Origin of the sequence: Aestuariibaculum sp. YM273 (genome assembly GCF_030908365.1) — a bacterium.
Classification (GTDB): Bacteria; Bacteroidota; Bacteroidia; order Flavobacteriales; family Flavobacteriaceae; genus Aestuariibaculum; species Aestuariibaculum marinum.
In genome coordinates this window covers 2,637,024-2,661,209 of record NZ_CP133090.1, presented here as the reverse complement: position 1 = coordinate 2,661,209, position 24,186 = coordinate 2,637,024, and the positions used below count along the sequence as shown (strand labels likewise).

The 24,186-nt window shown below is 36.1% G+C and carries 19 protein-coding genes; 6 read left to right on the top strand and 13 right to left on the bottom strand.

Annotation, left to right across the window (positions count from 1 at the left end; translation table 11 throughout):
* The first annotated feature begins 112 nt into the window (after positions 1-112).
* Together RBH94_RS11440 and RBH94_RS11435 are read left to right on the top strand one after the other, a co-directional pair.
* On the top strand, positions 113-2,278 hold the full coding sequence (locus tag RBH94_RS11440; RefSeq protein ID WP_307881014.1) for a DNA mismatch repair protein MutS: 2,166 nt from the start codon (positions 113-115) through the stop codon (positions 2,276-2,278).
* Between the two features lie 37 nt (positions 2,279-2,315).
* On the top strand, positions 2,316-2,735 hold the full coding sequence (locus tag RBH94_RS11435) for a thiol-disulfide oxidoreductase DCC family protein (RefSeq protein ID WP_307881013.1): 420 nt from the start codon (positions 2,316-2,318) through the stop codon (positions 2,733-2,735).
* Between the two features lie 3 nt (positions 2,736-2,738).
* Here RBH94_RS11435 and RBH94_RS11430 read toward each other — a convergent pair whose 3' ends face one another.
* From RBH94_RS11430 to aroC, 4 genes are all read right to left on the bottom strand, one after another.
* Complete coding sequence (locus RBH94_RS11430) at positions 2,739-3,353, bottom strand: YiiX/YebB-like N1pC/P60 family cysteine hydrolase (protein WP_307881012.1); 615 nt, start codon at positions 3,351-3,353, stop codon at positions 2,739-2,741.
* A gap of 9 nt (positions 3,354-3,362) precedes the next feature.
* The gene (locus tag RBH94_RS11425; protein WP_307881011.1) at positions 3,363-4,181 is read right to left on the bottom strand and encodes a sulfurtransferase; all 819 of its coding nucleotides are present in this window, start codon (positions 4,179-4,181) and stop codon (positions 3,363-3,365) included.
* Positions 4,182-4,185: 4 nt separating this feature from the next.
* Positions 4,186-5,505: a dicarboxylate/amino acid:cation symporter gene (locus RBH94_RS11420; protein ID WP_307881010.1), complete on the bottom strand. Its 1,320-nt coding sequence runs from the start codon at positions 5,503-5,505 to the stop codon at positions 4,186-4,188.
* Between the two features lie 145 nt (positions 5,506-5,650).
* Complete coding sequence (gene aroC / locus RBH94_RS11415) at positions 5,651-6,715, bottom strand: chorismate synthase (protein WP_307881009.1); 1,065 nt, start codon at positions 6,713-6,715, stop codon at positions 5,651-5,653.
* A gap of 185 nt (positions 6,716-6,900) precedes the next feature.
* Here aroC and RBH94_RS11410 point away from each other — a divergent pair, with 185 nt between their 5' ends.
* Positions 6,901-7,746, top strand: coding sequence for a UDP-2,3-diacylglucosamine diphosphatase (locus RBH94_RS11410; RefSeq protein ID WP_307881008.1), 846 nt, complete (start codon positions 6,901-6,903; stop codon positions 7,744-7,746).
* 3 nt (positions 7,747-7,749) lie between these two features.
* Here the strand turns inward: RBH94_RS11410 and RBH94_RS11405 are convergent, their stop codons facing one another.
* Positions 7,750-10,677: an FAD-binding and (Fe-S)-binding domain-containing protein gene (locus tag RBH94_RS11405; protein WP_307881007.1), complete on the bottom strand. Its 2,928-nt coding sequence runs from the start codon at positions 10,675-10,677 to the stop codon at positions 7,750-7,752.
* 145 nt (positions 10,678-10,822) lie between these two features.
* Between RBH94_RS11405 and RBH94_RS11400 the strand changes: the two genes are divergently transcribed.
* Both RBH94_RS11400 and RBH94_RS11395 read left to right on the top strand, forming a co-directional pair.
* Entirely contained in the window at positions 10,823-11,314 is a 492-nt protein-coding gene (locus RBH94_RS11400; RefSeq protein ID WP_307881006.1) for a hypothetical protein, read from the top strand.
* A gap of 121 nt (positions 11,315-11,435) precedes the next feature.
* Positions 11,436-11,807, top strand: a complete 372-nt coding sequence (locus RBH94_RS11395) for a VOC family protein (protein ID WP_307881005.1) — start codon at positions 11,436-11,438, stop codon at positions 11,805-11,807.
* Position 11,808: 1 nt separating this feature from the next.
* On the opposite strand, the gene bshA is transcribed toward RBH94_RS11395, so the two are convergent.
* The 8 genes from bshA to RBH94_RS11355 all read right to left on the bottom strand — a co-directional run bounded on the left by bshA (position 11,809) and on the right by RBH94_RS11355 (position 21,207).
* Positions 11,809-12,945, bottom strand: coding sequence for an N-acetyl-alpha-D-glucosaminyl L-malate synthase BshA (gene bshA / locus RBH94_RS11390; protein ID WP_307881004.1), 1,137 nt, complete (start codon positions 12,943-12,945; stop codon positions 11,809-11,811).
* Positions 12,946-12,967: 22 nt separating this feature from the next.
* Positions 12,968-15,886, bottom strand: coding sequence for a glycoside hydrolase family 3 N-terminal domain-containing protein (locus RBH94_RS11385; protein ID WP_307881003.1), 2,919 nt, complete (start codon positions 15,884-15,886; stop codon positions 12,968-12,970).
* 165 nt (positions 15,887-16,051) lie between these two features.
* Complete coding sequence (locus tag RBH94_RS11380; RefSeq protein ID WP_188223802.1) at positions 16,052-16,537, bottom strand: ABC transporter ATPase; 486 nt, start codon at positions 16,535-16,537, stop codon at positions 16,052-16,054.
* Positions 16,538-16,580: 43 nt separating this feature from the next.
* Entirely contained in the window at positions 16,581-17,375 is a 795-nt protein-coding gene (locus tag RBH94_RS11375; protein ID WP_307881002.1) for a (Fe-S)-binding protein, read from the bottom strand.
* A gap of 30 nt (positions 17,376-17,405) precedes the next feature.
* Positions 17,406-17,780 carry a hypothetical protein gene (locus tag RBH94_RS11370; protein ID WP_307881001.1) on the bottom strand — a complete coding sequence of 125 codons (375 nt, stop codon included), beginning with the start codon at positions 17,778-17,780 and terminating at the stop codon, positions 17,406-17,408.
* Between the two features lie 8 nt (positions 17,781-17,788).
* Positions 17,789-19,096, bottom strand: a complete 1,308-nt coding sequence (locus RBH94_RS11365) for a (Fe-S)-binding protein (RefSeq protein ID WP_307881000.1) — start codon at positions 19,094-19,096, stop codon at positions 17,789-17,791.
* 6 nt (positions 19,097-19,102) lie between these two features.
* Complete coding sequence (locus RBH94_RS11360) at positions 19,103-20,035, bottom strand: MlaD family protein (RefSeq protein ID WP_307880999.1); 933 nt, start codon at positions 20,033-20,035, stop codon at positions 19,103-19,105.
* A gap of 50 nt (positions 20,036-20,085) precedes the next feature.
* Complete coding sequence (locus tag RBH94_RS11355; protein ID WP_307880998.1) at positions 20,086-21,207, bottom strand: N-acetylmuramoyl-L-alanine amidase; 1,122 nt, start codon at positions 21,205-21,207, stop codon at positions 20,086-20,088.
* A gap of 197 nt (positions 21,208-21,404) precedes the next feature.
* On the opposite strand from RBH94_RS11355, the gene RBH94_RS11350 reads away from it, so the two are divergent.
* Positions 21,405-24,182, top strand: a complete 2,778-nt coding sequence (locus RBH94_RS11350; protein ID WP_307880997.1) for a putative LPS assembly protein LptD — start codon at positions 21,405-21,407, stop codon at positions 24,180-24,182.
* The last annotated feature ends 4 nt before the right edge of the window (positions 24,183-24,186 follow it).

Genomic DNA, 24,186 nt, shown 5'->3' with positions numbered 1-24,186 from the left:
AGAACGAGTTGCAAGTGTTAATTAACATTTTTTAAGACAAAGAATTACCTCTTCAGATTTATATACATATTACGTAACTTTGCGGCTTTCGTATTCATATTTATAGCACAGAATGATTAACATTCACAACAAGACATTACAAGACTTAGAATTCCCAACCGTTTTACAACAAGTTAGCGAACATTGTATCACGCCACTTGGGAATGAAAGAGCTTTAGAAATAGCCCCTTACAGAAACAAAACGGAACTGTTAAACAGTTTACAGTTAACCTACGAATATGTCTCGTCGTTTGCTAACGACAACCGTATTCCTAACCATAGTTTCGATACCATATCTAAAGAAATAAAGCTTTTAAATATAGAAAACACCTTTTTAGAAGTTCACAGTCTAAAAAAAATAGCTGCTATTTCAACAACATCTAACGAGATCGTTTTATTCCTCAAGAAATTTGAAGAATACTATCCGCAACTTCATGAATACGCTTCTCATATTGAAGTCACTAAAATTATCATTGATAAAATCAATGCTATTATTGACCGCTTTGGAGATATTAAAGACAATGCTTCCGATAAACTTTACGACTTACGTCAGTCTATCAATAAGGTAAAAGGGCAAATAAACAGTAGTTTTTCAACAGCCTTAAACACCTACCATGGTTTAGAGTATTTAGATGATATTCGGGAGTCTGTTTTAGAAAACCGACGTGTATTAGCCGTAAAAGCCATGTATCGACGTAAAGTTAAAGGTACAATTTTAGGCAGTAGTAAAACAGGTAGTATTGTATATATGGAACCTGAAGCCACCCTGAAATATTCGCGAGAGCTCAACAATTTAGAATACGAAGAAAAAGAAGAAATCACTAGAATTTTAAAAGAAGTTACCGAGTACATTCGTCCTTTTAATGAGTTGTTTGCTAAGTATCAGGAGTTTTTAATAACCATCGATGTGATTTCGGCAAAAGCCAAATACGCTCAATCTTTAAACGCTATTCTTCCAGAAATTACTGAAGATCGAAGTATGTTCTTGCGTGAGGCTTATCACCCTCTATTATATCTTAATAATCTAAAAAAGAAGGCTAAAACTTTTCCTCAAACTGTAGAACTAAAGCAGAACAGCCGCATTATTGTCATTTCCGGACCTAATGCTGGTGGTAAAAGTATCACCCTGAAAACTGTTGGTTTATTGCAGGTTATGCTTCAAAGTGGTATGCTTATCCCCGTTCACGAGCGCAGTAAAGCTTGCTTGTTCGATCGCGTAATGAGTGATATTGGCGATAACCAATCGATAGAAAATCATTTAAGTACTTACAGCTACCGATTAAAACAGATGAACTATTTCTTAAGGAAATGTAACAAAAACACCCTGTTTTTAATCGATGAGTTTGGTACAGGTAGTGATCCTGAATTAGGTGGCGCTCTGGCGGAAACGTTCCTTGAAGAATTTTACCATCGTGAAGCCTTTGGAATTATCACGACCCATTATTCCAATTTAAAAATATTAGCTAATGAATTGCCATACATGCTGAATGCCAATATGCTTTTTGACGAGCGTACACTGGAGCCGTTGTTTAAATTAGTGATTGGACAAGCAGGAAGTAGTTTCACATTTGAAGTGGCTCAGAAAAACGGCATTCCATTCGGATTGATAAACCGCGCTAAGAAGAAGATTGAACGCAGTAAAGTGCGTTTTGATGCTACGATAGCCAAGCTACAAAAAGAACGTTCTAAACTTGAGAAAACAGGTCAATCGCTAAAACTGAATGAAAAGAAAAAAATTGAAGAAGCCGATAAACTGGAAGAAATCAATACTCGCATTCAAAAGAAACTGGAAAGTTACCAAGAACTTTACGACAGTAATCAGCGTTTAATTTATCTGGGACAAAAAGTTGACGATTTAGCCGACAAGTATTTCAATAATAAGCAAAAACGCGCCCTAATGGACGAGTTGTTTAAATTGGTTCAGGTTGAAAACTCAAAACGTAAAAAGGTTAATAAAAAGGAAAAACAAAAAATAAAAGCCAAAGAAAACAGAGTTAAAAAAGAAGTTGAGAAAAAGGTTGTAGTTATTCGCGAAAAGAAAAAGGAAGCAAAACAAAAAGCGATTGAAGCACCAAAACCAAAACCGATTTTAACTATTGGCGACCGCGTACGTTTGGAAGAAGGACGAGCGGTAGGTACCATCGATAAAATTGAGAAAAACAAAGCCGTGGTTAACTATGGTATCTTTACAACCAATGTAAGTTTAGATCAGTTAGAACTTGTTGAACGCGTAAAGTAGTTCAACAGGTTTTATCTTTATTTTTTACCTTTAAAACATGAAGGTCGCTATCCCCATAAACAAACAATTGATTCTTTTTGACGGCGTTTGCAATTTGTGCAACTCCAGTGTTAACTTCATTATAAAACATGATAAAAAAAACGCATTTTTATTTACGCCACTTCAAAGTCATTTAGGAAAGCAAATAATAGAAGAATACAACATAGACACCAATAAAACAGACTCCATTTTACTTTATATTCCTAAAAAAGGCATCACGTATAAATCGACAGCTGCTTTAAAAATTGCATCGCACTTAGGCTTTCCTGTAAAAATACTTTCTGTATTCCTAATTATTCCGACATTCATTAGAAACTGGGTTTATGACTTTATTGCAAAAAACCGCTATAAATGGTTTGGTAAAAAAGAGACTTGTATGATTCCTTCTCCGAAATTAAAAAGTAAATTTTTAAAGTAAATCTTAAAGTGTTCCCAAAATTTTAATCTTTTTAGATAGCGACATGCCGCCTGGATTACAGCCTGGTTGCCCTTCCGGCACTTCCATATTTAACTTCTTAAAATAATCTTCCCAAACTTTAAAATAGACATCAGAACCGGGTGCTTTATAAGTCATTGGAAATAGTTTAAAGAAGGGTTTTCCATTAGCATTTAAAAAACAATCATAAATTAATTCTGAACAATAGTACTTATCGTTATCATACAAATAATTTACATCATATGGCTTTCCCAGTTGCCTTTCACCAAAAGCAACAGCTTCTGAAATTAAATTTCTGTATCGCTTTTTTAAACGTCCAACATACATTGGGTTTTTCGTCTTTAAAACAAAAGCATCATATGGTGTTAAGCTAACTTCTGTCCCGCTGGCCTCCAGTACATAACGTTTCTTACCCTGAATAATGACCATCCCCATATGGTTAAAATCATTCCCCTGATAACCTTCAGTCACCTGATTAATCGCATCACACAAAGGTCCGCAATCGATAGATTGAAAAATTAAATCACCGTTTTGCAATTGAATAGTTTGAGCATAACCCAAGCAGACAAACAGAAAAAAAGGTAAGAATAAAGTTCTCATAAATTGTTTTTAACTTTCGGTTAGGCTGCCCCATTCCGTCCACGAACCATCGTAAACCGAAATGTTTTTATAACCACTAAGCTCTGCACCTAAAGCGAGTACACAAGCGGTAATTCCTGAACCACATGAAAATATAATTGGATCTTCTTTCTTCGCTACCACGGCAAACATAGATTCTATATCCTCTTTCGATTTTAATTCTACATTGTTCAATAAATCCGTGAATGGCAGATTCACCGAATTTGGAATCGTTCCCATGCGCAAACCTTCGCGAGGCTCAGGTTCTTCACAATTAAAACGTGCTTTAGAGCGCGCATCAACAATGACGTGAGATTTGGTTGATGATGCTCTCTGCATATCCTCAAAAAACCTCATAGCTTCATTATTCAATTCAGCTTGAAAATTTCCTTTAGCACCGTTAAATGGAGTCATCGCTTCTGTAGGATAATTAGCTTTTTTCCAAGAAGGCAATCCACCACTTAAAACTGCCACATTATCGTGACCAAAAGCTTTAAACAACCACCAAACACGTGCCGACGAATAAATTCCTTTGTCGTCATAAACTACAATGGCATTATCCTTATTTATTCCTAAAGCTTGTGCTTCGTTTTCGAATTGCTCTGTTGATGGAAAAGTACTTGGAAATGGTGCCCCCAGTTCACTAAACTTATGCTTTATATCGAAAAACCTTGCCTTTGGAATTTGCTCTTGAGATGCATCAAATACCTTATTAATGGTTCCGTCTAAAATCACCAGGTTTTCAGCGCCCAGTTGATTATACAGCCAATCTACTGTTACAGATGGTTCTCTTAAAACAAGCTTAGCCATGCTTTTATTGCTTTAAATTATCGTCCCAGTTTTTAACGTGAGGCTCGTGTAATTTATCTAAAGATTTTGCTACCAAAACAGACACCGTAGCATCTCCGGTAACGTTTACAACCGTTCTACACATATCTAAAGGTCGGTCTACCGCAAAAATAAGCGCTAAACCAATTGGTAGTAATTCCGCTGGAAAACCAATAGATTCTAAAACAATCACTAACATAACCATTCCTGCACTTGGTACTGCCGCACTTCCTATGGAAGCTAATAACGCCGTAGCGACAATAACCAATTGATTAGAAAAGGTCAATCCTTCTGGCCAAATTACCTGCATAATAAATACTGCTGCAATACCCTGATACAAACTGGTACCATCCATGTTTACGGTTGCTCCAACGGGTAATACAAAACCAGACACTTCCTTATCTACTCCAATATGTTCTTCAACACGCTCCATAGTTACCGGTAAGGTAGCCGCACTAGAACTGGTTGAGAATGCCAAAAGTTGCGCCGGACTAATTTGCTGTAAAAACCATAAAGGTGATTTTTTTGCATAAATACTTACCAACAACAGGTAGAAACAAATCATTATAAATAAGCCACCAACAACGCAACCAGCGTAATATAATAGTTTGATTAAAATCTCGATGTCATCAAACGCTATAATGACGTTTGCTAATAATGCAAATACGGCATAAGGCGCAAATAACATGATTAAATCAACCATTTTCATCACGACTTCATTCAGTGAATCAAAGAAGTTTACCAACGGCTTAGCTTTTTCTTCAGGAATTAACAAAAGACAAATACCAACAAACATAGCGAAGAAAATAACCTGTAACATAGATGCTTCAGCAAACGACTGAAAGATATTGCTTGGAAAAATATCGACTAATGCTTGTAAGGGCCCAGCGTCTTTTTGAGCTGTTGCTTTTGCTAATTTATCAGCAACCCCCGCATCATTTTCATATTTAGCCTTAATTTTTTCAATGGTATCCTGAGGCATACCTTCACCAGGTTTTACAACATTTACAATGCTTAACCCAATAACGATAGCTACCAGAGTGGTAAACACATAAATACTTATGGTACGTAATCCCATGGATTTAATTTTGGAAATATCTTTTAAATCGGATATTCCTTTAATTAACGATGCCAAGATTAATGGAACTGCGATTAACTTTAAAAGATTGATAAAAATGGTTCCGAAAGGCGCAACCCAATCGGCCACAAAACCTTTACCGCCATCGATACCGTTCATAATGAATCCGAAAATGATTCCTAGAACCATACCTATTATAATCTTCCAGTGTAATGCTAGTTTTTTCATATTGTAAATGTCTTCTGTTTGGGATGAAGTTACTAAATATTATTAAAATAAATCGGAGCCTTAGCCCCGATTGAAGTGATATCCTTTTTATGCCTTAAACAACAAGATTAAGGCTTATAAAGATTTAACGGAAAGCGGGAAACAGCTACATATGAATTGCCTTATTCTGTAACCAGAAATCAGCAATAACTAAGGCTGCCATCGCCTCTACAATAGGCACCGCACGGGGAACCACGCAAGGATCATGTCGCCCTTTACCTTGCATTTCAACCGTGTTTCCGTCTTTATCTATAGTCTCATATTTTTGAATTAACGTCGCGACAGGTTTGAAGGCTACATTAAAGTAGATATCCATACCATTGCTTATACCGCCTTGAATTCCTCCTGAATAGTTTGTTTTTGTAGAGCCGTCGTTGTTAAACGCATCGTTATGGTCGCTACCGTACATGGTACTTCCTTCAAAACCACTACCGTATTCAAAACCTTTTACAGCATTAATAGATAGCATTGCCTTCCCCAATTCGGCGTGTAATTTATCGAATACCGGCTCGCCTAAACCAATTGGTACATTTTTAATCACACAGGTTACAACGCCTCCAACCGTATCGCCTTTTGAGCGTACTTCCTTGATGTAAGACTCCATTTTTGCTGCCATGTCGGCATCCGGACATCTTACAATATTAGATTCAATTTGCGTTAAATCTAATTCAGTATGTGGTTTCTCAAGTTTCATGGTCCCAACAGCCGATACATAAGCAGAGAACTCAATGCCCTTTAGCATTTGTTTAGCAACAGCCCCTGCTACCACTCGGCTTGCAGTTTCACGCGCAGAACTGCGTCCGCCACCACGGTAATCTCTAAACCCGTATTTTTTATCGTAAACGTAATCGGCATGACTAGGTCGATAACTTTCTTTTATATGCGAGTAATCGTGAGATTTCTGATTGGTGTTTTCAATTACAAACCCAATAGATGTTCCCGTTGTTTTTCCTTCAAAAATTCCTGAATGAAACTTTACCGTATCCGGCTCTTTGCGCTGTGTCACAATAGCCGATTGCCCCGGTTTTCTGCGATCTAACTCTTGTTGAATCGCCTCTAAATCTAACTCAATTCCAGAAGGGCAACCATCAATAACCCCACCTAACGCAGGACCATGAGATTCGCCATAAGTTGTTAATGTAAACAGTTTTCCGAAGGAATTTCCAGCCATGTCTTTAATTTTGCTTGCTAAAATAAATTTATTCTTAGAGATACGAAAATGAAATTGAATGAAACCCACACAAAACACATAAAACAGATAACACAGCCTTAACAATATCCTGATATTTAAATAAATACCAGATAATGATTAGGTAATATCTGTTTCCGTATTTTACATTTAAATATTTTAAACACTTGAAGATTAAAAGAAAAATAGAAATCGCCGTAATATCAGATGTACATTTGGGCACTTATGGGTGTCACGCCAAACAGCTGTTAACCTACTTAAATAGTATCACGCCTAAAAAATTAATTTTAAACGGCGATATTATTGATGTATGGCAATTTAGTAAACGTTACTTTCCAAAATCACACTTAAAAGTGATAAAAAAGATTATGGATATGGCGGCCGATGGTGTTGAAATAATTTATATTACCGGTAACCACGATGAAATGCTCCGTAAATTTAGCGGCACATCTATTGGTAACATTTCAATTGTTGATAAACTGGTTTTAGAACTTCACGGAAAAAAAGCCTGGTTTTTTCATGGGGATGTGTTTGATGTTTCTATACAAAATGCGAAGTGGCTAGCGAAACTTGGGGGTTATGGTTACGACCTACTTACTTTACTTAACCGCGGTGTTAATTGGTATTTAGAAAAACGTGGTAAAGAGCGCTATTCCTTATCTAAAAAGGTAAAAAACGGTGTGAAAGGTGCTGTAAAATATATTGATGACTACGAAAAAACCATATCTGATTTAGCCATTGAAAATGGTTACGACTATGTCATTTGCGGTCATATACACCAACCTAAAATGGAGTATATTGAAAATAAATACGGAAAAACAGTATATCTAAACTCCGGTGACTGGGTTGAAAATTTTACCGCCTTAGAATACCAATTTAAACGCTGGAAAATTTACAATTACAGTAACGACAAACTAGCTCCGTTTTATCCTGACGAAGAATTTGAAGATAAAGAAATCAAGGATTTAATTGCTGCTATAACCATCGTGGAGCAACAAAAAAAGAAGTCTTAAATATTAAATTAAGGCTTCTCGTAAAATCGTTACAGGATGTTTTGCTTCCCGACCTGTTCCATCTTTAATCTGATGTCTGCAACTGGTTCCGTTTGCCGAAATAATAGTTTCAGTTGATGCTTTTCTAACAGCAGGAAACAGGGTTTGTTCCCCTACATTCATGCTCACATCATAATGTTCCTTTTCGTAACCAAAACTACCCGCCATACCACAACATCCGCTTGGTATAATAGTTACTTTATAGTTTTTAGGAAAATTCAAAACATCGAAACTCGACAATTGATTTCCCATTGATTTTTGATGACAATGCCCGTGAAATTTAATAGTCTTAGATTCTGAAGTAAACTGTTCCGGTTTAATATTACCTAGTTTAATTTCCTGCTGAATAAATTCTTCAATTAAAAACACATGCTTAGAAACATATTCCGCTGAAGTTCTATCGTCTGTCAATTTTAAATATTCATCTTTAAAGCCTAAAATAGCAGAAGGTTCAATTCCGATTAGTGGCGTCTCCGCTGTAACTAAATCTTTAAAAACAGAAACGTTTGTATTTGCCACTTTTTTAGCTTGTTCTAATAATCCTTTTGATAAAAATGTACGTCCTGACTCAACATGATTAACAACCTTCACTTGATAATTTAACGCAATAAGTAATTCAAAAGCATCAATACCGATAGGTGTATCTAAATAATTCAAAAACTCATCATTAAAAAGATAAACTGTTTTAATAGGTTTACTTACATAGGTTTTATCATCAAGCCTTTTAAATACCTTTTTAAAACTTCTTTTTGAAATTAATGGTAACTGCCGTTCTTTGGCAATTCCAAAAGTCCTTTTTAGTACAGACGATGTAAATCCGTTTGAAAACATAAAATTAGTAAGCCCAGGGAATGCACTTCCAAAACGATTCAACTTATTATTATAGGCAAACATTTTCGTTCGCCACGATACCCCATTAGCTTTTTGATACTGGTATTGGAATTCTGCTTTTAAGGTTGCGACATCCACACTACTTGGGCATTCGCTGGCACAAGCTTTGCAGCTTAAACACAAATCGAATACGGTTTTCAACTCCTCATAATCGAATTTATTATCCTTATCGGAATTGGTTAAAAACTCACGTAAGGCATTCGCTCTGGCTCTGGTAGTATCTTTTTCATGACGGGTCGCTCTATAACTCGGACACATAACGCCTCCAAATTCTGGTAGCTTCCTGCAATCTCCCGATCCATTACATTTTTCAGTCTCTCTAAGAATACCCAAAGAAGGTGAAAAATCCATTAAAGTCTTAATTTCCGGTTCGTTTCTATCTGGTTGATAACGCAAACTTTTATCCATTGGTAAAGCATCTACAATCTTTCCGGGATTAAAAATATTATCGGGGTCGAAAGCTTGTTTGATTCGTTTTAATATTTGATAATTGATATCGCCTATCATTAACGGAATAAACTCGGCACGCACAATTCCATCACCATGTTCACCACTCATCGATCCACCGTATTTCTTGACTAAATGCGCTACATCGGTTGTAATCTTTCTGAACAACCCAATGTCTTCAGAGGTTTTTAAATTCAAAATGGGGCGCAAATGCAATTCCCCTGCTCCGGCATGCGCATAATAAATAGCTTCTTGATTGTAGCCTTTCATTAATGCTGTAAACTCCGAAATATAATTCGATAAATCTGGCAAGGCCACAGCAGTATCTTCAATACAGGCTGCCGATTTTTTATCTCCTACAATATTCCCTAACAATCCTAGTCCGGCACTGCGTAAAGTATTGGCACGATTGATATCTTCACCCACCAATTTTGGATACGCATAACTCAATCCGGATGCCTTTATACTTTCTACCAATTGACTGGCTAAAACTTCAACCTCAGCTTTGGTATTGGCACGCACCTCACACATTAAAATAGCTTTGGGATCTCCTTCAATAAATCGACGATTCTCCTGCTGAGTTCTGTTATTTTTTGTACAATCAAGAATGGTTTTATCCATCATTTCGCAGGTGTACAAATTATGCGCCATGGTTAACTCAACAGCATTCAAACAGTTCTCTATACTGTTAAAGTGCGCAGCCACCATCACACTTTCCTGTGGAGGTAATTCGTCTAATTTTAAAGTAATCTGGGTTGAAAAAGCTAGTGTTCCCTCACTTCCGGTCAATAACTGACACATATTAAAATCACTTTCTGAATCACTAAAAATATTAGACTTTATCAGTTCATCTATAGCATAGCCTGTATTGCGCCTATGAATTTCAGGTTTTGGAAACTTATCTTCAATTTCCTTCTGCACGCCCTTAGAGTTTAAAGCGCCGTAAATACTTCTATAAATATGACCTTCTAAAGAATGTGCTTTAGCTTTTTTATGAAACACTTCATAAGTTACTTCGCCAAACACTGCTTCATTTCCATCACTTAACAAGGCCTGAATCTCAATTACCTTATCTCTGGTTACTCCATATTGAATGGATGTCGTTCCTGATGAATTATTCCCTACCATTCCGCCAATCATGGCACGATTAGATGTAGAGGTTATCGGACTAAAAAATAATCCGTAAGGCTTTAGATAATTATTTAATTCGTCTCGAATAACACCTGGTTGTACGGTTACGGTTCTAGCTTTTTCATCAAAACTTAAAATATTTGTAAAATGTCTTGAAACATCTACTACAATGCCCTTTCCTACACATTGTCCTGCCAAAGATGTTCCTGCTGTTCTGGGTATTAAAGACGTGTTATACTTCTTTGCAAACTCAATAAGTAACTTTATATCTTCCTTATTTTTTGGATAAGCCACTGCTTCGGGCAACATACGATATATCGATGCATCGGTTGCATAAATTGCTTTTATTAATTCATCAAAATATAATTCGCCAGATAATTTTTCGCTTAGTACCTGTAAATGTGCAGTTAAGGTGTTTTGCATGATTGCCTTTTCAATAATTCCTAAAAAAGATAAATATAATTACAATTTTCATCATATTTTTACATTTAGTTATGGAGTACGAAAATTATAATCTTTTTATTAAAAATCTTCGTATATTCATTTTATAAACAAAACTTAAAACTTTATGAAAAAATTATTTTTATTAGCATTTGCAGTATTAGGATTTGTATTTGTCTCGAATGCACAGGACATTTCAAAACACGCCTTAGGTTTAAGACTTGGAGATAGCGATGGTTTCGGAGCAGAAATCTCTTACCAACATGCATTAGGTGGTGCTAATCGTATTGAAGCAGACTTAGGCTGGAGAAGTAGCAACAACTGGGATGGCTTTAAACTTACCGGTTTATACCAATGGGTTTTTCCTTTAGAAAACCGTTTTAACTGGTATGTTGGTGCCGGTGGAGGTCTTGGTTCTTATAGCTGGGATAATGATAAATATCCTGATTTAGACGATGATAGTGAAACTTTTATTTTCGTTGCTGGAGATTTAGGTATCGAATACAGTTTTGACATTCCATTGATGTTATCTTTAGATTTCAGACCTGAATTAGGTTTTGGTGATTTTAGAGATGACTTAGATTTTGATATCGCTTTAGGTATTAGATACCAATTCTAATCGAAACAATATATAAATAGAAAAGCGCCAACATTGGCGCTTTTTTTATGCTAATACTTTTTAAACCCCTCATTTAAAACCATATTGTTACCTTTATAAAACTAACCATAAATCATTAATTATGACATTAGGAGCGTTTTCAATTAGTTTAAGTGTAAAAGATATAAAAGCTTCAAAACACTTTTATGAAACCTTAGGTTTTTCTGTTTTTGCAGGAGATATGGATAAAAAATATCTTATTATGAAAAACGGCAATGCCTTAATTGGTTTATTTGAAGGTATGTTTGAAAATAATATTCTAACCTTTAATCCTGGCTGGGATGAAAATGCCAAACCCTTAGATACATTTGACGATGTTAGAACCATTCAAAAACATTTAAAATCTTCTGGTATACTTTTAAAAAGTGAAGCCAATGAAACAACGTCCGGACCTGCAAGCTGTGTGGTATTAGACCCGGATGGCAATGCTATTTTAATAGATCAGCATGTTTAGATTAAAGTACTAAACACTTCGCTAAAGTATCCTCATAAATTTTCTCATATTGTGGCACAATCGTATGTACATCGAACTTTAAAGCAGTTTTACGAGCATTTTCTTTAAAGGTTTTTAATCGTTCTTCATCACTTAAAATGTATAACGCATTTTTAGTCATATCTTCAACATCACCTACATCACTTAAAAATCCTGAAACACCTTGAATATTAACCTCAGGAATACCCCCGGTATTACTTGAAATTACCGGTACCCCAGAGGCCATTGCTTCCAATGCCGCCAGACCAAAACTTTCGGTTTTTGATGGTAATAAGAACAAATCACTAAACCAAAGCACTTTATCAATCTCGTTACTCTTTCCTAAAAAGGCAACTTTATTGTAAATGCCAAGTTCTACGCAACGTGCTTCTATCCTTTCACGCTCTGGTCCTTCTCCAACTAACATCAATTTAGCTGGCATTTCTTTTTGAATATTATAAAAGACCTCAATAACATCATCAACACGTTTAACCTGTCGTAAATTACTAATATGCGTTATAATCTTTTCGTCATCTTTTGCCATTAAACTACGCTGACAATCTGAAAACAACACATTATGCTTATCTAAATCAATAAAATTGGTTACTACGTTAATTTCATTCTTAATATCAAATAAGCGTAAAGTGTCATCCTTTAGGCTTTGAGATACCGCTGTAACAGCATCCGATTTATTAATACTGAAGGTTACCGCCGGTCTGTAGAATGGATGACTTCCCACTAAAGTAATATCGGTACCATGCAAAGTTGTTACAATAGGCACATAAATATTCTCTTCAATAAGCATCTTTTTCGCCATATATGCTGCATAAGCATGCGGAATCGCGTAATGCACATGTAAAATCTCAATACCATGTAGTTTTACCATATCAACCAATTTGCTTGACAAAGCCAACTCATAGGGCTGATAATGGAATAACGGATATTCCGGCACATTCACTTCGTGATAATGCACATTGTTACTTACCAACTCCAACCTAACCGGTTGGTTGTAGGTAATAAAATGAATTTCATGACCACGTTTAGAAAGTTCTAAACCTAACTCTGTAGCAACTACACCACTACCTCCAAACGTTGGGTAACAAACAATACCTATTTTCATTTTCTTTTTATAACTACTTTCTTTAATCGATAATGGCTTGATATATTAAGCTTTGAATATCGGTTCTAATATTTTCTTTTAACAGCAGATTATGATCTGCATTGGGGTAAGTTCTATTTGCCAAAAATACGTAAACTATTTCTTTTTCCGGGTCTGCCCAGGCATAAGTTCCGGTAAACCCAGAATGCCCGAAACTTGAAAAAGACACGCAACCACAGGTTGGTCCGTCGCCACTTAACTGCGGTTTATCGAATCCTACGCCCCGTCTATTGTCTTTAGAACTATAATAACTTGTATTAAAACGGTCTACGGTTTCTGGTAATAAAAACTGCTTTCCGCCATAATACCCCTTCTGTAAATACATCTGCATAATTTTAGCCACATCGTTAGCATTACTAAAAATGCCTGCATGACCGCCAATACCATTTTGCATAGCGGCCCCCATATCGTGAACGTACCCATGTACTTCTCTATATCGGTAATAATTATCGACCTCGGTAGGCACAATTTTTTTATTACTAATTTTATGGTATGGGTTGTACAAGGTATAATTTGCTCCTAAAGGCTCATAAAAATGACTTTGTACTAACTGCTCTAAAGTTCTGTCGTAATAGGTTTCAATAAATTTCTTTAAAATGTAATATGGAAAGTCACTGTAGCGATATTTTAACTTCGGAAGGAGTTCTGACTCCCTGATTATCTTTTGAATAGAATCGGGATAATCGGAACGTAAATACATATTTTTAGCCACTTCTACATCAAACTCCTTACTGCGTACTTTTCTGTAATATGTATCGCTTGGGCGTCCACTTTCTGAGTCTAAGGTATGATAATAAAATGGTTCCCAAGGACTTAATCGTGCGTAATGCGATAACATTTGCTTTATGGTTACATCTTCCTTATTTGAACCTTTATATTCCGGCATTAATTCACCCAATTTAGAGTCTAATGAAATGATTCCCTCTTGCTCCATTTCCATAACCAATGGTAACGTTGCTAATATTTTTGTGAGTGAAGCCACATCATAAATATCGTCCCAAGCTACTTTCTCTTTTCCTTCGTAAGTATGCTTTCCAAAATTCTTATTGTAGATGATTTTTCCTCGTCTTGCCACTAACAGCTGAATTCCTGGGGTCATTTTTCCTTTAATCGCCTTATTGGCTAACGAATCAATTTTATTCAATTTCTCAGAATCAACACCAACACGCTCCGGTATAGTATATCCTAAACGCTTAATGGCATGCCTGTGAATACCATGCCCCACAGGAAAGGTTTGACCAATAGAGACCGGTAAAACACCTACCGCATCGATAGCACCAAAAATTAACTGCGCTGACTTTTGCTGTGCAATTTCGCTATTTTGGTAACTTACAATGATACTTTCTATATTAGTTATCGATTTTAAACTCGTTAAGGCATAAGGTTTTACAAAGGCATCTAAAATCACAGTATGCGATTTCGATATATTGTCTATCCATTGTAATTCATCTTCTGTAAATTCATAGCCTTTCCATGGGTTAGCATTCGAACGATGAAATCCAATTATCACTGTATTGTAATCCTGTAATTTAGCCGTTAACCCATCTAATGTAGGCGCTTCAATTTGGTGGACTTTGGTATACTTTTTTAATTCGTTGAAAAATGGCTTACCATCATCATCTCCCAAACCAACGTATGCAATAGTTCTAGTTTCCAGCTGTTGAATAGGCAACAAATCTCTTTCATTCTGCACAATAGTAATCGCATTTTCTAAGAGCTCCTCATAAAGAAGATCATCTTTAAGCCGGTTTAAATCTTCAATTAAATGCTTTAAAACAATAGGTTTATATTTATTTAATCCCACTTTAAATTTTGCCATAAGCACTTTCTTTACCGAATACGCCAAGCGCTCTTCTGAAATCTCTCCAGCATAATACGCCTCCGCAATTTTAGAGACACCAATACCTACATCTTCAGACATCAACATTACATCGTTCCCTGCTTTAAAAGCCGCTAAGTCGATATCTCCGGTCTCACTAAAGTTTGCCGCTCCTTTCATGGTTAAGGCATCTGTAAATGTCAAACCTTGAAATTGTAATTTTTCTTTTAAGATATCGGTAACGATATGTTCTGATAGCGATGACGGATAACCTTCACGAGGTTCTAAACTAGGTACATTTAAGTGGGCTACCATCACACTGGAAAGCCCTTCTTTTATGAGCTTTTTATACGGATACAACTCGATTGAATCGATACGTTTTTCATCAAAACTAACCGTTGGAAGGGTTTTATGAGAATCCTGATCGGTATCTCCGTGCCCCGGAAAATGCTTGGCATTTGCTAAAACACCTGCACTTTGCATCCCTTTCATAAAGGCAGAGGCCTTTTCGGTTACATTATCGCGGTCTTCACCAAACGAACGGTTTCCTATAATTGGGTTTTTAGGATTGGTGTTAATATCTACTACCGGTGCAAAATTGAAATGTACCCCTAAGCGTTTACAATGCTCCCCGATTTGCCTTCCGGCTTGTTCTACTAGTTTATTATCCTTAATCGCTCCAAGCGTCATATTCCAGGGAAACGCATAGGTAGAATCCAGGCGCATGCTTAAACCCCATTCGGCATCCATTCCAACTAACAACGGTACTTTCGACAAGGCCTGCAGTTCATTATCTAATTTTGCTTGACGAACTGGCCCTCCCAAAGAATAAATAACCCCACCTATCTGGTATTCCTTTATAAGATCAACTATTTTCTTTTTTGTTGCCTCATCCTGATTAGACATTACCTGAACCATATACAACTGCCCTATTTTTTCCTTTAAGGACATAGAATTGTATATACTGTCTACCCACCGTTGTTGGGCATGACCATCTGGTGTTAATAACGGATTTGTAGAATCCTGAGCAAAAAGAGTTGCGGTAATAAAGAGGGTAGTAAGTATAGAAACGATTTGACGCATAAAAGTGGATTAATTATGATGTTATTACTTGCATAAATATGCCGTAATAATCATGCCAAAATAACACTTTTAGTAGTAAAATAGAAGTATTTTAATATAGATTTATCCTATTCAAATTTCCTCGAAATATTTAACAGAACTATTAATTCATAAAACCCTAGGTATCTATTTTAAAAAACGGCTGTGCCAGCTCTCGCTTGCGGGCACTTCCCAGTTTTCATTAAAATCGGCAATATTTGCTACCAGATTATTGAAAACTATGGTGTTTTTAGAAACCGCTTTATCCTTAGCCATCTGTTTAAAATCGGTAAGTGATTTATAAGCAATATATTCACCCTGTTTATAAGACACGTTCATCTTATCCATTAAATCAACCTTATAGTCTTGTTCCAGTTCCTGAATAAAACGTACCGATGCATCAATTGAGCATCCTGTAGCTTTATTCAAATTCTGATTTAACCCTATAACAATAAAACGTTTATATTTTATAAGATATCCGGCATTTAAATCGCTACCATGAGCCGTCCAGTTCTCTAAGAATACGTTTAATTTTTCTTCTATTTCTCCGATTTCCGCTTCAGTAAATGAGCGGTTAGCCTGGTATATCCAAACTCGAGATTCTTCTGGTAATGTATTAAAATCTACTAGCATTTTTTTTGTTTTTAAGACGCTTAGCCTGCGCTCAGCTTACATTTTATTCTCCTTGTGCATTGGCAATTAATTCTGCCACGTCTAATACCGATATATCGGCTTCTTTTTCTTTGACTTTTACGCCATCGGTCATCATGGTATTACAATACGGACAACCGGTAGCTATAATATTTGGGTTGGTTTTAAGAGCATCTTCGGTTCTTAAAATATTAATGTCTTTATCTCCTTTTTCTGGTTCTTTAAACATTTGGGCTCCGCCTGCACCACAACACAATGCTGTTTTGCGGTGGCGTTTCATTTCAACCAACTCAACACCTAATGTTTCTAATAAAGCTCTGGGTGCTTCATACACATCATTAGCGCGACCTAAATAACACGGATCATGAAACGTAATGCGTTTTCCTTTAAACGCATTATCTGACTCTACTTTTAAACGTCCTGAAGTAATTAAATCGTTTATAAATTGTGTGTGATGCAAAACCTCATAATTCCCTCCTAATTGTGGGTATTCATTTTTTAAAGTATTATAAGAATGTGGACAAGCCGTAACGATGCGCTTTACCTCGTAAGCATTTAGAATTTCGATATTTGTAACCGCCTGCATTTGGAACAAAAACTCATTTCCTGCACGTTTAGCTACATCACCTGTACAACTTTCTTCAGTTCCTAAAACTGCAAAATCGACATTAGCCTTATTAAGAATCTTAACGAATGCTCTGGTTATTTTCTTAGCTCTATCGTCGTAACTTCCGGCCGACCCCACCCAAAACAAAATTTCGGGTTGTCTGCCTTCGGCCATACATTCTGCCATGGTTGGAACATTAAGTACTTCGCTCATTAGATATTCTTTTTAATAAAGACCATGTCTTTAGTTTCGTTGTTCGTTTATCGTTAAAACAGAATCCTGCATCATGTTATCTTCACGTAACCTTGCAAAATCTTTTTTTGCTATTCTAATGTAGAGGGCGTGCCGAAAAACACCGCTGGGCATTCTGAATTTCTTATTATTTCTAACCAGATAAGTTCGCCTAAGCGCCTCGTTGCCTATCTGTTCTTTTTGAAATTTTGTGCAATAATCACAAAATACCTTTTTCACTCTTATATCCTGAGCCCAATAGTTTTGATATTCGACTTCGGTATATACCTTAATTTGTAAAGAATCCTTTTGATATCCAACTTGCCCAGCAACGCTTTTCAATAAAAACATAAAAATAAACGTTAGTATGGCGGTTGAATATTTCATCTGTTCATCTATTCGTCTTTCCAGTTTAAACGGTCCATTTGGTTATATGGCCAAGGAGCTCCGTTGTTTTCAATATTAGTCATCATATTATTTAACTCAGTTGGTGCCGCACTTTGCTCCATAACCAAATAACGACGCATTTCTAAAATTATTGACAACGGATCGATACTTACCGGGCAAGCCTCAACACAAGCGTTACATGTGGTACACGCCCAAAGCTCTTCTGTTGAAATATAATCGCCCAATAATTGCTTACCGTCATCTTTAAACTCCCCGTTATTCGCATCGATATTCTTACCTACTTCCTCTAAACGGTCGCGGGTATCCATCATGATTTTACGAGGCGATAATTTTTTTCCTGTTAAGTTCGCCGGACACTCACTTGTACATCGTCCACACTCGGTACAGGTATAGGCATTTAATAACTGTACCCAACTTAAATCCTGAACATCACTAGCTCCGAATTTCTCCGGCATCGCCGCTTCGGCACCTTCAGCTAGTGCTGCAAATGGATCGACGTTTGGATCCATCATCATTTTCACCTCGTTGGTAACCGATTCTAAATTATTTAATTGCCCTTTTGGCGCTAACTTACCGTAATAGGTGTTTGGAAATGCCAACAGGATATGTAAATGCTTTGAAAAATATAAATAATTCAAGAACACTAAAATCCCAACGATGTGTAACCACCAAGCGCCGCGCTCAATAACATGAAGCGAGCCTTCTGATAATCCGTTAAACCAAGGCGCCATGTACTGACTAATAACATTACCTGAATTCATGGTTTGAAAATGCACATCGGTCGCATTCATGACTAAAAACAAGGTCATTAACACCATTTCGAAATACAAAATGAAGTTACCGTCATTCTTAGGCCAACTAGTCATTTCGGCTTTCCAGAAACGCTTAAGTTTAATAATGTTTCTACGAATCCAGAATACTATTACCGATACAAATACTAATAATGCTAATATTTCAAAAGCGCCAATTAAAAATCCGTAAGTGGCTCCGATTCCTGAAAATATTCGATGCGTACCAAACAACCCATCGATTATAATTTCTAAAACTTCAATATTGATAATAATGAAGCCCAAATACACAATAATATGTAAAATACCTGCTACCGGCCTACGCACCATTTTACTTTGGCCCAGGGCAATCATGGCCATGTTTTTAAAACGCTCTGATTTATTGTCGCTTACATCGACATCGCGTCCTAATTTAATATTACGTATTAGCTTTTTTACATTCTTAGCAAAATAGCCAATACCTGCAGCTAATATGATAGCAAAAAGTATATTTGGCAAGTATTCCATTAGTAATTAGTTGGTTTCTTCGTTGGTATACGGAATTTCTTTTTTCGATAAAATTCTGAAATAACGTTTTGGGTGTAATTTAATATCTCTTAGCAACTCTTCCATTTCCTTGGTTGCGCCTTCTATATTGTTATATAAACCTTCGTCTTTTAGCAATTTACCAAGTGTACCTTCGCCTTGATCTACTGAGGCCAGTACACTTTGTAAGCTTTCTAAGGTTTTATTTAATGATGCGATGGTAGCTCCCATATCAGCCTCCTTTAAATCGGCTAACATAATAGATAAATCCTCGCTCGATGTTTTGAAGTTACCTAAAGTGGTTTCAATAGTTTTTTTATTATCAACTAAATACCCATTTATGTGTAACGAAGTTGCTTCGAAAGCCTTTAAGGTTTCATTTAACTGAGCTACGGTATGTTTTAAACCTGTTTCAGACTGGTCGTTAACCACTTTATTTAAACTCACAATTAAAGAGTCGGCCGATTTTAAAGTAGAATTTAAATCCATACTTAACCCTGAAAAGTTTTTAGACAGACTAGTTACCAATCCCATTTCCACTTCAGATTTTAATTTATCTCCTGGTTTAGCCTGCTCGCCTTCTTCACTAACTAAAATGGCTAATCCGTTGCCGCCCATTAGGCCTGTTTCATACATCCTAATAGTAGAATTCTTTGAAAATCTTAAATTCGGATTGACAGTAAAAGCCACATGGGTTTTTCCGGTTTCAAAATCGTAAGAGATATCCTGAACTTTCCCAACCGTATTACCTTTTACCGTAACTATTGAAGATTTGGTTAATGCGTTATAATCAAAATCTGTGTAGTAAAGATCTTCTGCTTCCAGTAAATTCTGTCCTTTTAAATAATTGTAACCAAAAACAAAAAGAACAATTCCTAATACTACTAATAAGCCTGTTTTAACTTCTCTTGATATTTTCAAAGTATATGATTTAGTTGCACAAATTTAAAATAAATTTAAAAAGAATGCTTTTAATTAGCTGTTGTTTTTAATGCTTCGGCTAAGCTAATTTTTTTACCATCTTTAAAAGCAACAATAAAACTAGATGAATATCCCTTTTGTTTCGCGACCTCCTCTAACTCTTTTATTTTGTTATAGTCTGAAGTACTGGCATAAAAATATTTATATAAACTTCCTTCTTTCATTCTTGAAATATCATCTAACCCTTTAAAGTTATAAGGCTTTGTTTCTAACGCTTTAGAACTTGCTGCAATTTGAATTTTAAAAGTAATGTCTTTATGAATATCTTCAATCTTCGGCTGGGCTCCATCATTATTGGATACAGACTCTTCTATAAACGCATACTCCCCTACATTACCATCAATAATGTGTTTATATTCTAATATAGCGTCGGCAACAGCATTAGACATTTCACGTTGACCTTTAGATGAATTTAAATATCCTCCCTCTTCTCTATATGTTAAAAACCCCGTTTCAATTAACACACTTGGCATTACCGTTTGATGCAACACAATAAATCCTGCCTGTTTTACACCTCGGTTTTTACGTTTCAGTTTATCTGTGAATTTCTTTTGAATTAGGCTTGCCAACTGAATACTTTGATCTAAATATTCTTCCTGACTTAATAAAATACTCATTACCGATTCCGGTGAATTCGGGTCAAAACCACTATAATTTTTCTCATAATCACTCTCAAGGAAAATTACCGAGTTCTCCTTTTTAGCTACCTCAAAATTGGTTTGATTTCTGTGCGTTCCTAACACAAAGGTTTCTGTTCCGTGCGCCGCAGAATGATGGGCATTACAATGTACCGAAACAAATAAATCGGCATCGGCTTTATTAGCAATTTGTCCACGAACAAATAAATCTACAAACACATCCTTTTTTCGGGTATAAACCACTTTAATATCGGGGTTCTTTTCAATCATCTTCCCGACTTCCAAAACAATTTTTAAGGCAATATCCTTCTCCTTGTAACCATTACCCATATTCCCAGGATCATGCCCCCCGTGACCAGCATCTAATACCACAACAAATTTACCTCTATCCGCACCTTTATCAGATGTAGTGAAAGAAGAAAATGTTAATAGTAGTATAAAAGATACGAAAAGTAATAGGCTGTTCGTTTTCATTTGGTAAATCATATTATCTTAAAAAATTATAAAATATGGCACAATTATGGCTGCAACTCTGGCTGAGACATAAAAATAAGACTATTTTAAAATTTAACGATTAAAAAACACCCTTTATTACACTAATAATTTGCGTGTTCTTTTAATTTTAAAATTTAATTAAATTATAAATCAATCACAGAAAAATATATGTAATTTTGGCTTTTCAAAAACCGAGCCATACTTTTACAAAAATACATTTAAAAGCGTTGCATACAAACAACTTTAAAATACTTTTTGCATTAAGTTTTACAGTGTTTATTAACACGTTAAGCTTCGCGCAAGACATCCCAAAAAAGGGTAAATCTATTGAACGAAGCACCGAAACCGTAACCATTAATGCAGATAGTATTATTGCCCCAGAACTATCGGAGAAATCGCAGGATACTACCCTGACCGATTCTGTTAAACCTAAAAAAGAATTATTAGAGCATACGGTAAAATACCATGCTACCGATTATACTAGATTCAACAAAACAGAGCACAAACTCTATTTACATAACGAAGCGAGTATTGATTATGGTGACATGAATATTAAAGCCGGAACCATAATTATTGATTATACAAAAAACACCGTACACGCCAAAGGAATCACCGACACTATAAACGGTTACACCCAAAAACCAGTATTTACCCAGGGAAGTAACGTCGTTGAACCCGATTCCATAATATTTAATACAAAAACAAAAAAAGCCTTAATTTATAACTCACAAACCGAACAAGGTGAAGGCACCGTTATTGCCAAAGTCACCAAAAAACAAAACGACTCGGTTTACTTTTTAAAAGAGGCGAAATACACCACTGCCGAAGACCTTGATGACCCTGAATATTACTTCAGGCTTCGCAAGGCTAAAATTGTACCAGGAAAGAAAATTGTAACCGGGTTTACTAACCTTTATATTTACGATGTTCCAACACCGGTGGCTTTACCTTTTGGTTTCTTTCCGCAGTCTGAAAAACAAACGTCTGGACTTATTATTCCAAGTTTTGGTGAGCAAAATAATCGAGGGTACTTTTTACAAAATGGGGGGTATTATTTTGCCATTAGCGATTACGTAGACTTGGCCGTTTTAGGGGATTATTACACCAACGGTAGTTATGGTATGCGACTGGAAAGCACCTATGCTAAGCGTTATAAATTTAGAGGTAATGTCGGTTTTAGATATGAAAACTTAATTACCAGTGAACGCGGTTTCCCTGATTATGCAAGAAACACCATTTATAACATTCGCTGGTCCCACAGTCAGGATTCTAAAGCGAGTCCGAATTCCAGATTCTCGGCTTCTGTTAACTTAGGTAGTAGTAAATATTACCGAAACTCGATTAACCAGATCAATTCCGGATCGTTCTTAAACAATACCTTATCATCATCGGTATCGTATTCTAAAACCTTTTTAGGCGAACCTTCTGTGAATTTCAGTTTAACAGCAACACATTCGCAAAATACGAATACCGAAACCATAAACATGACCCTACCTACTTTTCAAGGGAGTGTTGGTAGAATTTATCCGTTTGTACCCAAAACGGGATCTAAAAAAGGTATTTTTCAGAACATCAATTTACAATATAGCGTTCGAGGAGAAAACCGAATCACAACAACCGACGAGTTCTTCTTTAAAAGCGAAATGTTTGATGATGCTCGTGCCGGATTTCAACACAGTATCCCTTTAAGTACCAACTTTAAATTATTCAAATATTTTAGTGTTAGTGCCAGCACTAATTACAACGAAGTTTGGACCTTTAAAACAGAAAAAGAAACCTATAACGCAGCCGAAGGAGAAACCGAAACAGAAACGTTAAACGGATTTGACGCGTTCAGAACTTATAATTTCAGCTCCAGTTTAGGAACAACGCTTTACGGAATGTTTAACTTTGAAAAAGACGGAAAAGATAGAAAAATTAAAGCCATTCGTCACGTAATGCGCCCTTCTGTTAGTTATAACATCAATCCTGCGTTCGATAAATATTACGAATCTGCCGAAGTTGTTAATGCTGATGGTTTAACCCAAGGTGAACTTGATGCTATTTATGAGACTGTAGATTTAGAGTACTCTCGTTTTCAAAATGGTATTTTCGGTTCTCCAAATAAGACCTTTTCCAGTTCAATGGGTATTTCCGTTTCTAACAACTTAGAAGCGAAAGTTCGCGATAGAGATTCAACTGCCAAGGAACCTAAAAAAGTGGTGTTATTAAACAACTTAAACTTTTCTACGTCGTATAATTTCGCAGGAGACTCGTTACAGTGGAGCCCCGTGAGAATGAGTGGTGGCACTCAGTTATTTAACAACAAAATGAGTGTTAACTTTGGTGCTACATTAGATCCTTATGCTTTAGATAACAACAACAGAAAAATTGATAAATTCAACATCGATAACGGCGGAAGTCTTTTCAGATTAACCAGTGCCAACCTGACGACAAGTTGGTCTATTTCCAGTAAAAATGGTAAATCGAGAGATAAAAGCAATGACCGCGGTATTCAGGAAAATATTAGAAGTGGTGGTCGAGATGACGATATGTTTGGGGTTTCTGAAGATTTTGCGAACCAACAGTTCAGTGAAGAAGGTGAAGAAAGTGATGAGAGCGAAAATGGCTTATACAGCTATAGCATCCCTTGGAGTTTACGTATAGCCTATGCTGTTAACTACTCTAATTCCAGAAGAGAGAACCAAATTTCATCACATTCCTTAATGTTTTCGGGTGATGTTAAACTATCCGATAAATGGTCTATAGGATACTCTTCAGGTTACGATTTAAAGAATGCCGGTTTCACCTATACGCAATTGCGTTTTGAACGTGATTTGAAAAGTTGGCGTATGAATTTTAGCTGGGTTCCTTTTAGTGACAGAACCTCTTGGAATTTCTTTATCGGAATTAAATCAAGTATGCTAAAAGACCTAAAATACGAAAAACGCAGACAGCCAGACATTCAGTTATAGTCTA

What these genes read in the sequence shown, in the direction of transcription:
- RBH94_RS11440 (WP_307881014.1), top strand. Translation starts at nt 113, where the DNA reads ATGATTAACATTCACAACAAGACATTACAAGACTTAGAATTCCCAACC.
- RBH94_RS11435 (WP_307881013.1), top strand. Translation starts at nt 2,316, where the DNA reads ATGAAGGTCGCTATCCCCATAAACAAACAATTGATTCTTTTTGACGGC.
- RBH94_RS11430 (WP_307881012.1), bottom strand. Translation starts at nt 3,353, where the DNA reads ATGAGAACTTTATTCTTACCTTTTTTTCTGTTTGTCTGCTTGGGTTAT.
- RBH94_RS11425 (WP_307881011.1), bottom strand. Translation starts at nt 4,181, where the DNA reads ATGGCTAAGCTTGTTTTAAGAGAACCATCTGTAACAGTAGATTGGCTG.
- RBH94_RS11420 (WP_307881010.1), bottom strand. Translation starts at nt 5,505, where the DNA reads ATGAAAAAACTAGCATTACACTGGAAGATTATAATAGGTATGGTTCTA.
- aroC (WP_307881009.1), bottom strand. Translation starts at nt 6,715, where the DNA reads ATGGCTGGAAATTCCTTCGGAAAACTGTTTACATTAACAACTTATGGC.
- RBH94_RS11405 (WP_307881007.1), bottom strand. Translation starts at nt 10,677, where the DNA reads ATGCAAAACACCTTAACTGCACATTTACAGGTACTAAGCGAAAAATTA.
- RBH94_RS11400 (WP_307881006.1), top strand. Translation starts at nt 10,823, where the DNA reads ATGAAAAAATTATTTTTATTAGCATTTGCAGTATTAGGATTTGTATTT.
- RBH94_RS11395 (WP_307881005.1), top strand. Translation starts at nt 11,436, where the DNA reads ATGACATTAGGAGCGTTTTCAATTAGTTTAAGTGTAAAAGATATAAAA.
- bshA (WP_307881004.1), bottom strand. Translation starts at nt 12,945, where the DNA reads ATGAAAATAGGTATTGTTTGTTACCCAACGTTTGGAGGTAGTGGTGTA.
- RBH94_RS11385 (WP_307881003.1), bottom strand. Translation starts at nt 15,886, where the DNA reads ATGCGTCAAATCGTTTCTATACTTACTACCCTCTTTATTACCGCAACT.
- RBH94_RS11380 (WP_188223802.1), bottom strand. Translation starts at nt 16,537, where the DNA reads ATGCTAGTAGATTTTAATACATTACCAGAAGAATCTCGAGTTTGGATA.
- RBH94_RS11375 (WP_307881002.1), bottom strand. Translation starts at nt 17,375, where the DNA reads ATGAGCGAAGTACTTAATGTTCCAACCATGGCAGAATGTATGGCCGAA.
- RBH94_RS11370 (WP_307881001.1), bottom strand. Translation starts at nt 17,780, where the DNA reads ATGAAATATTCAACCGCCATACTAACGTTTATTTTTATGTTTTTATTG.
- RBH94_RS11365 (WP_307881000.1), bottom strand. Translation starts at nt 19,096, where the DNA reads ATGGAATACTTGCCAAATATACTTTTTGCTATCATATTAGCTGCAGGT.
- RBH94_RS11355 (WP_307880998.1), bottom strand. Translation starts at nt 21,207, where the DNA reads ATGAAAACGAACAGCCTATTACTTTTCGTATCTTTTATACTACTATTA.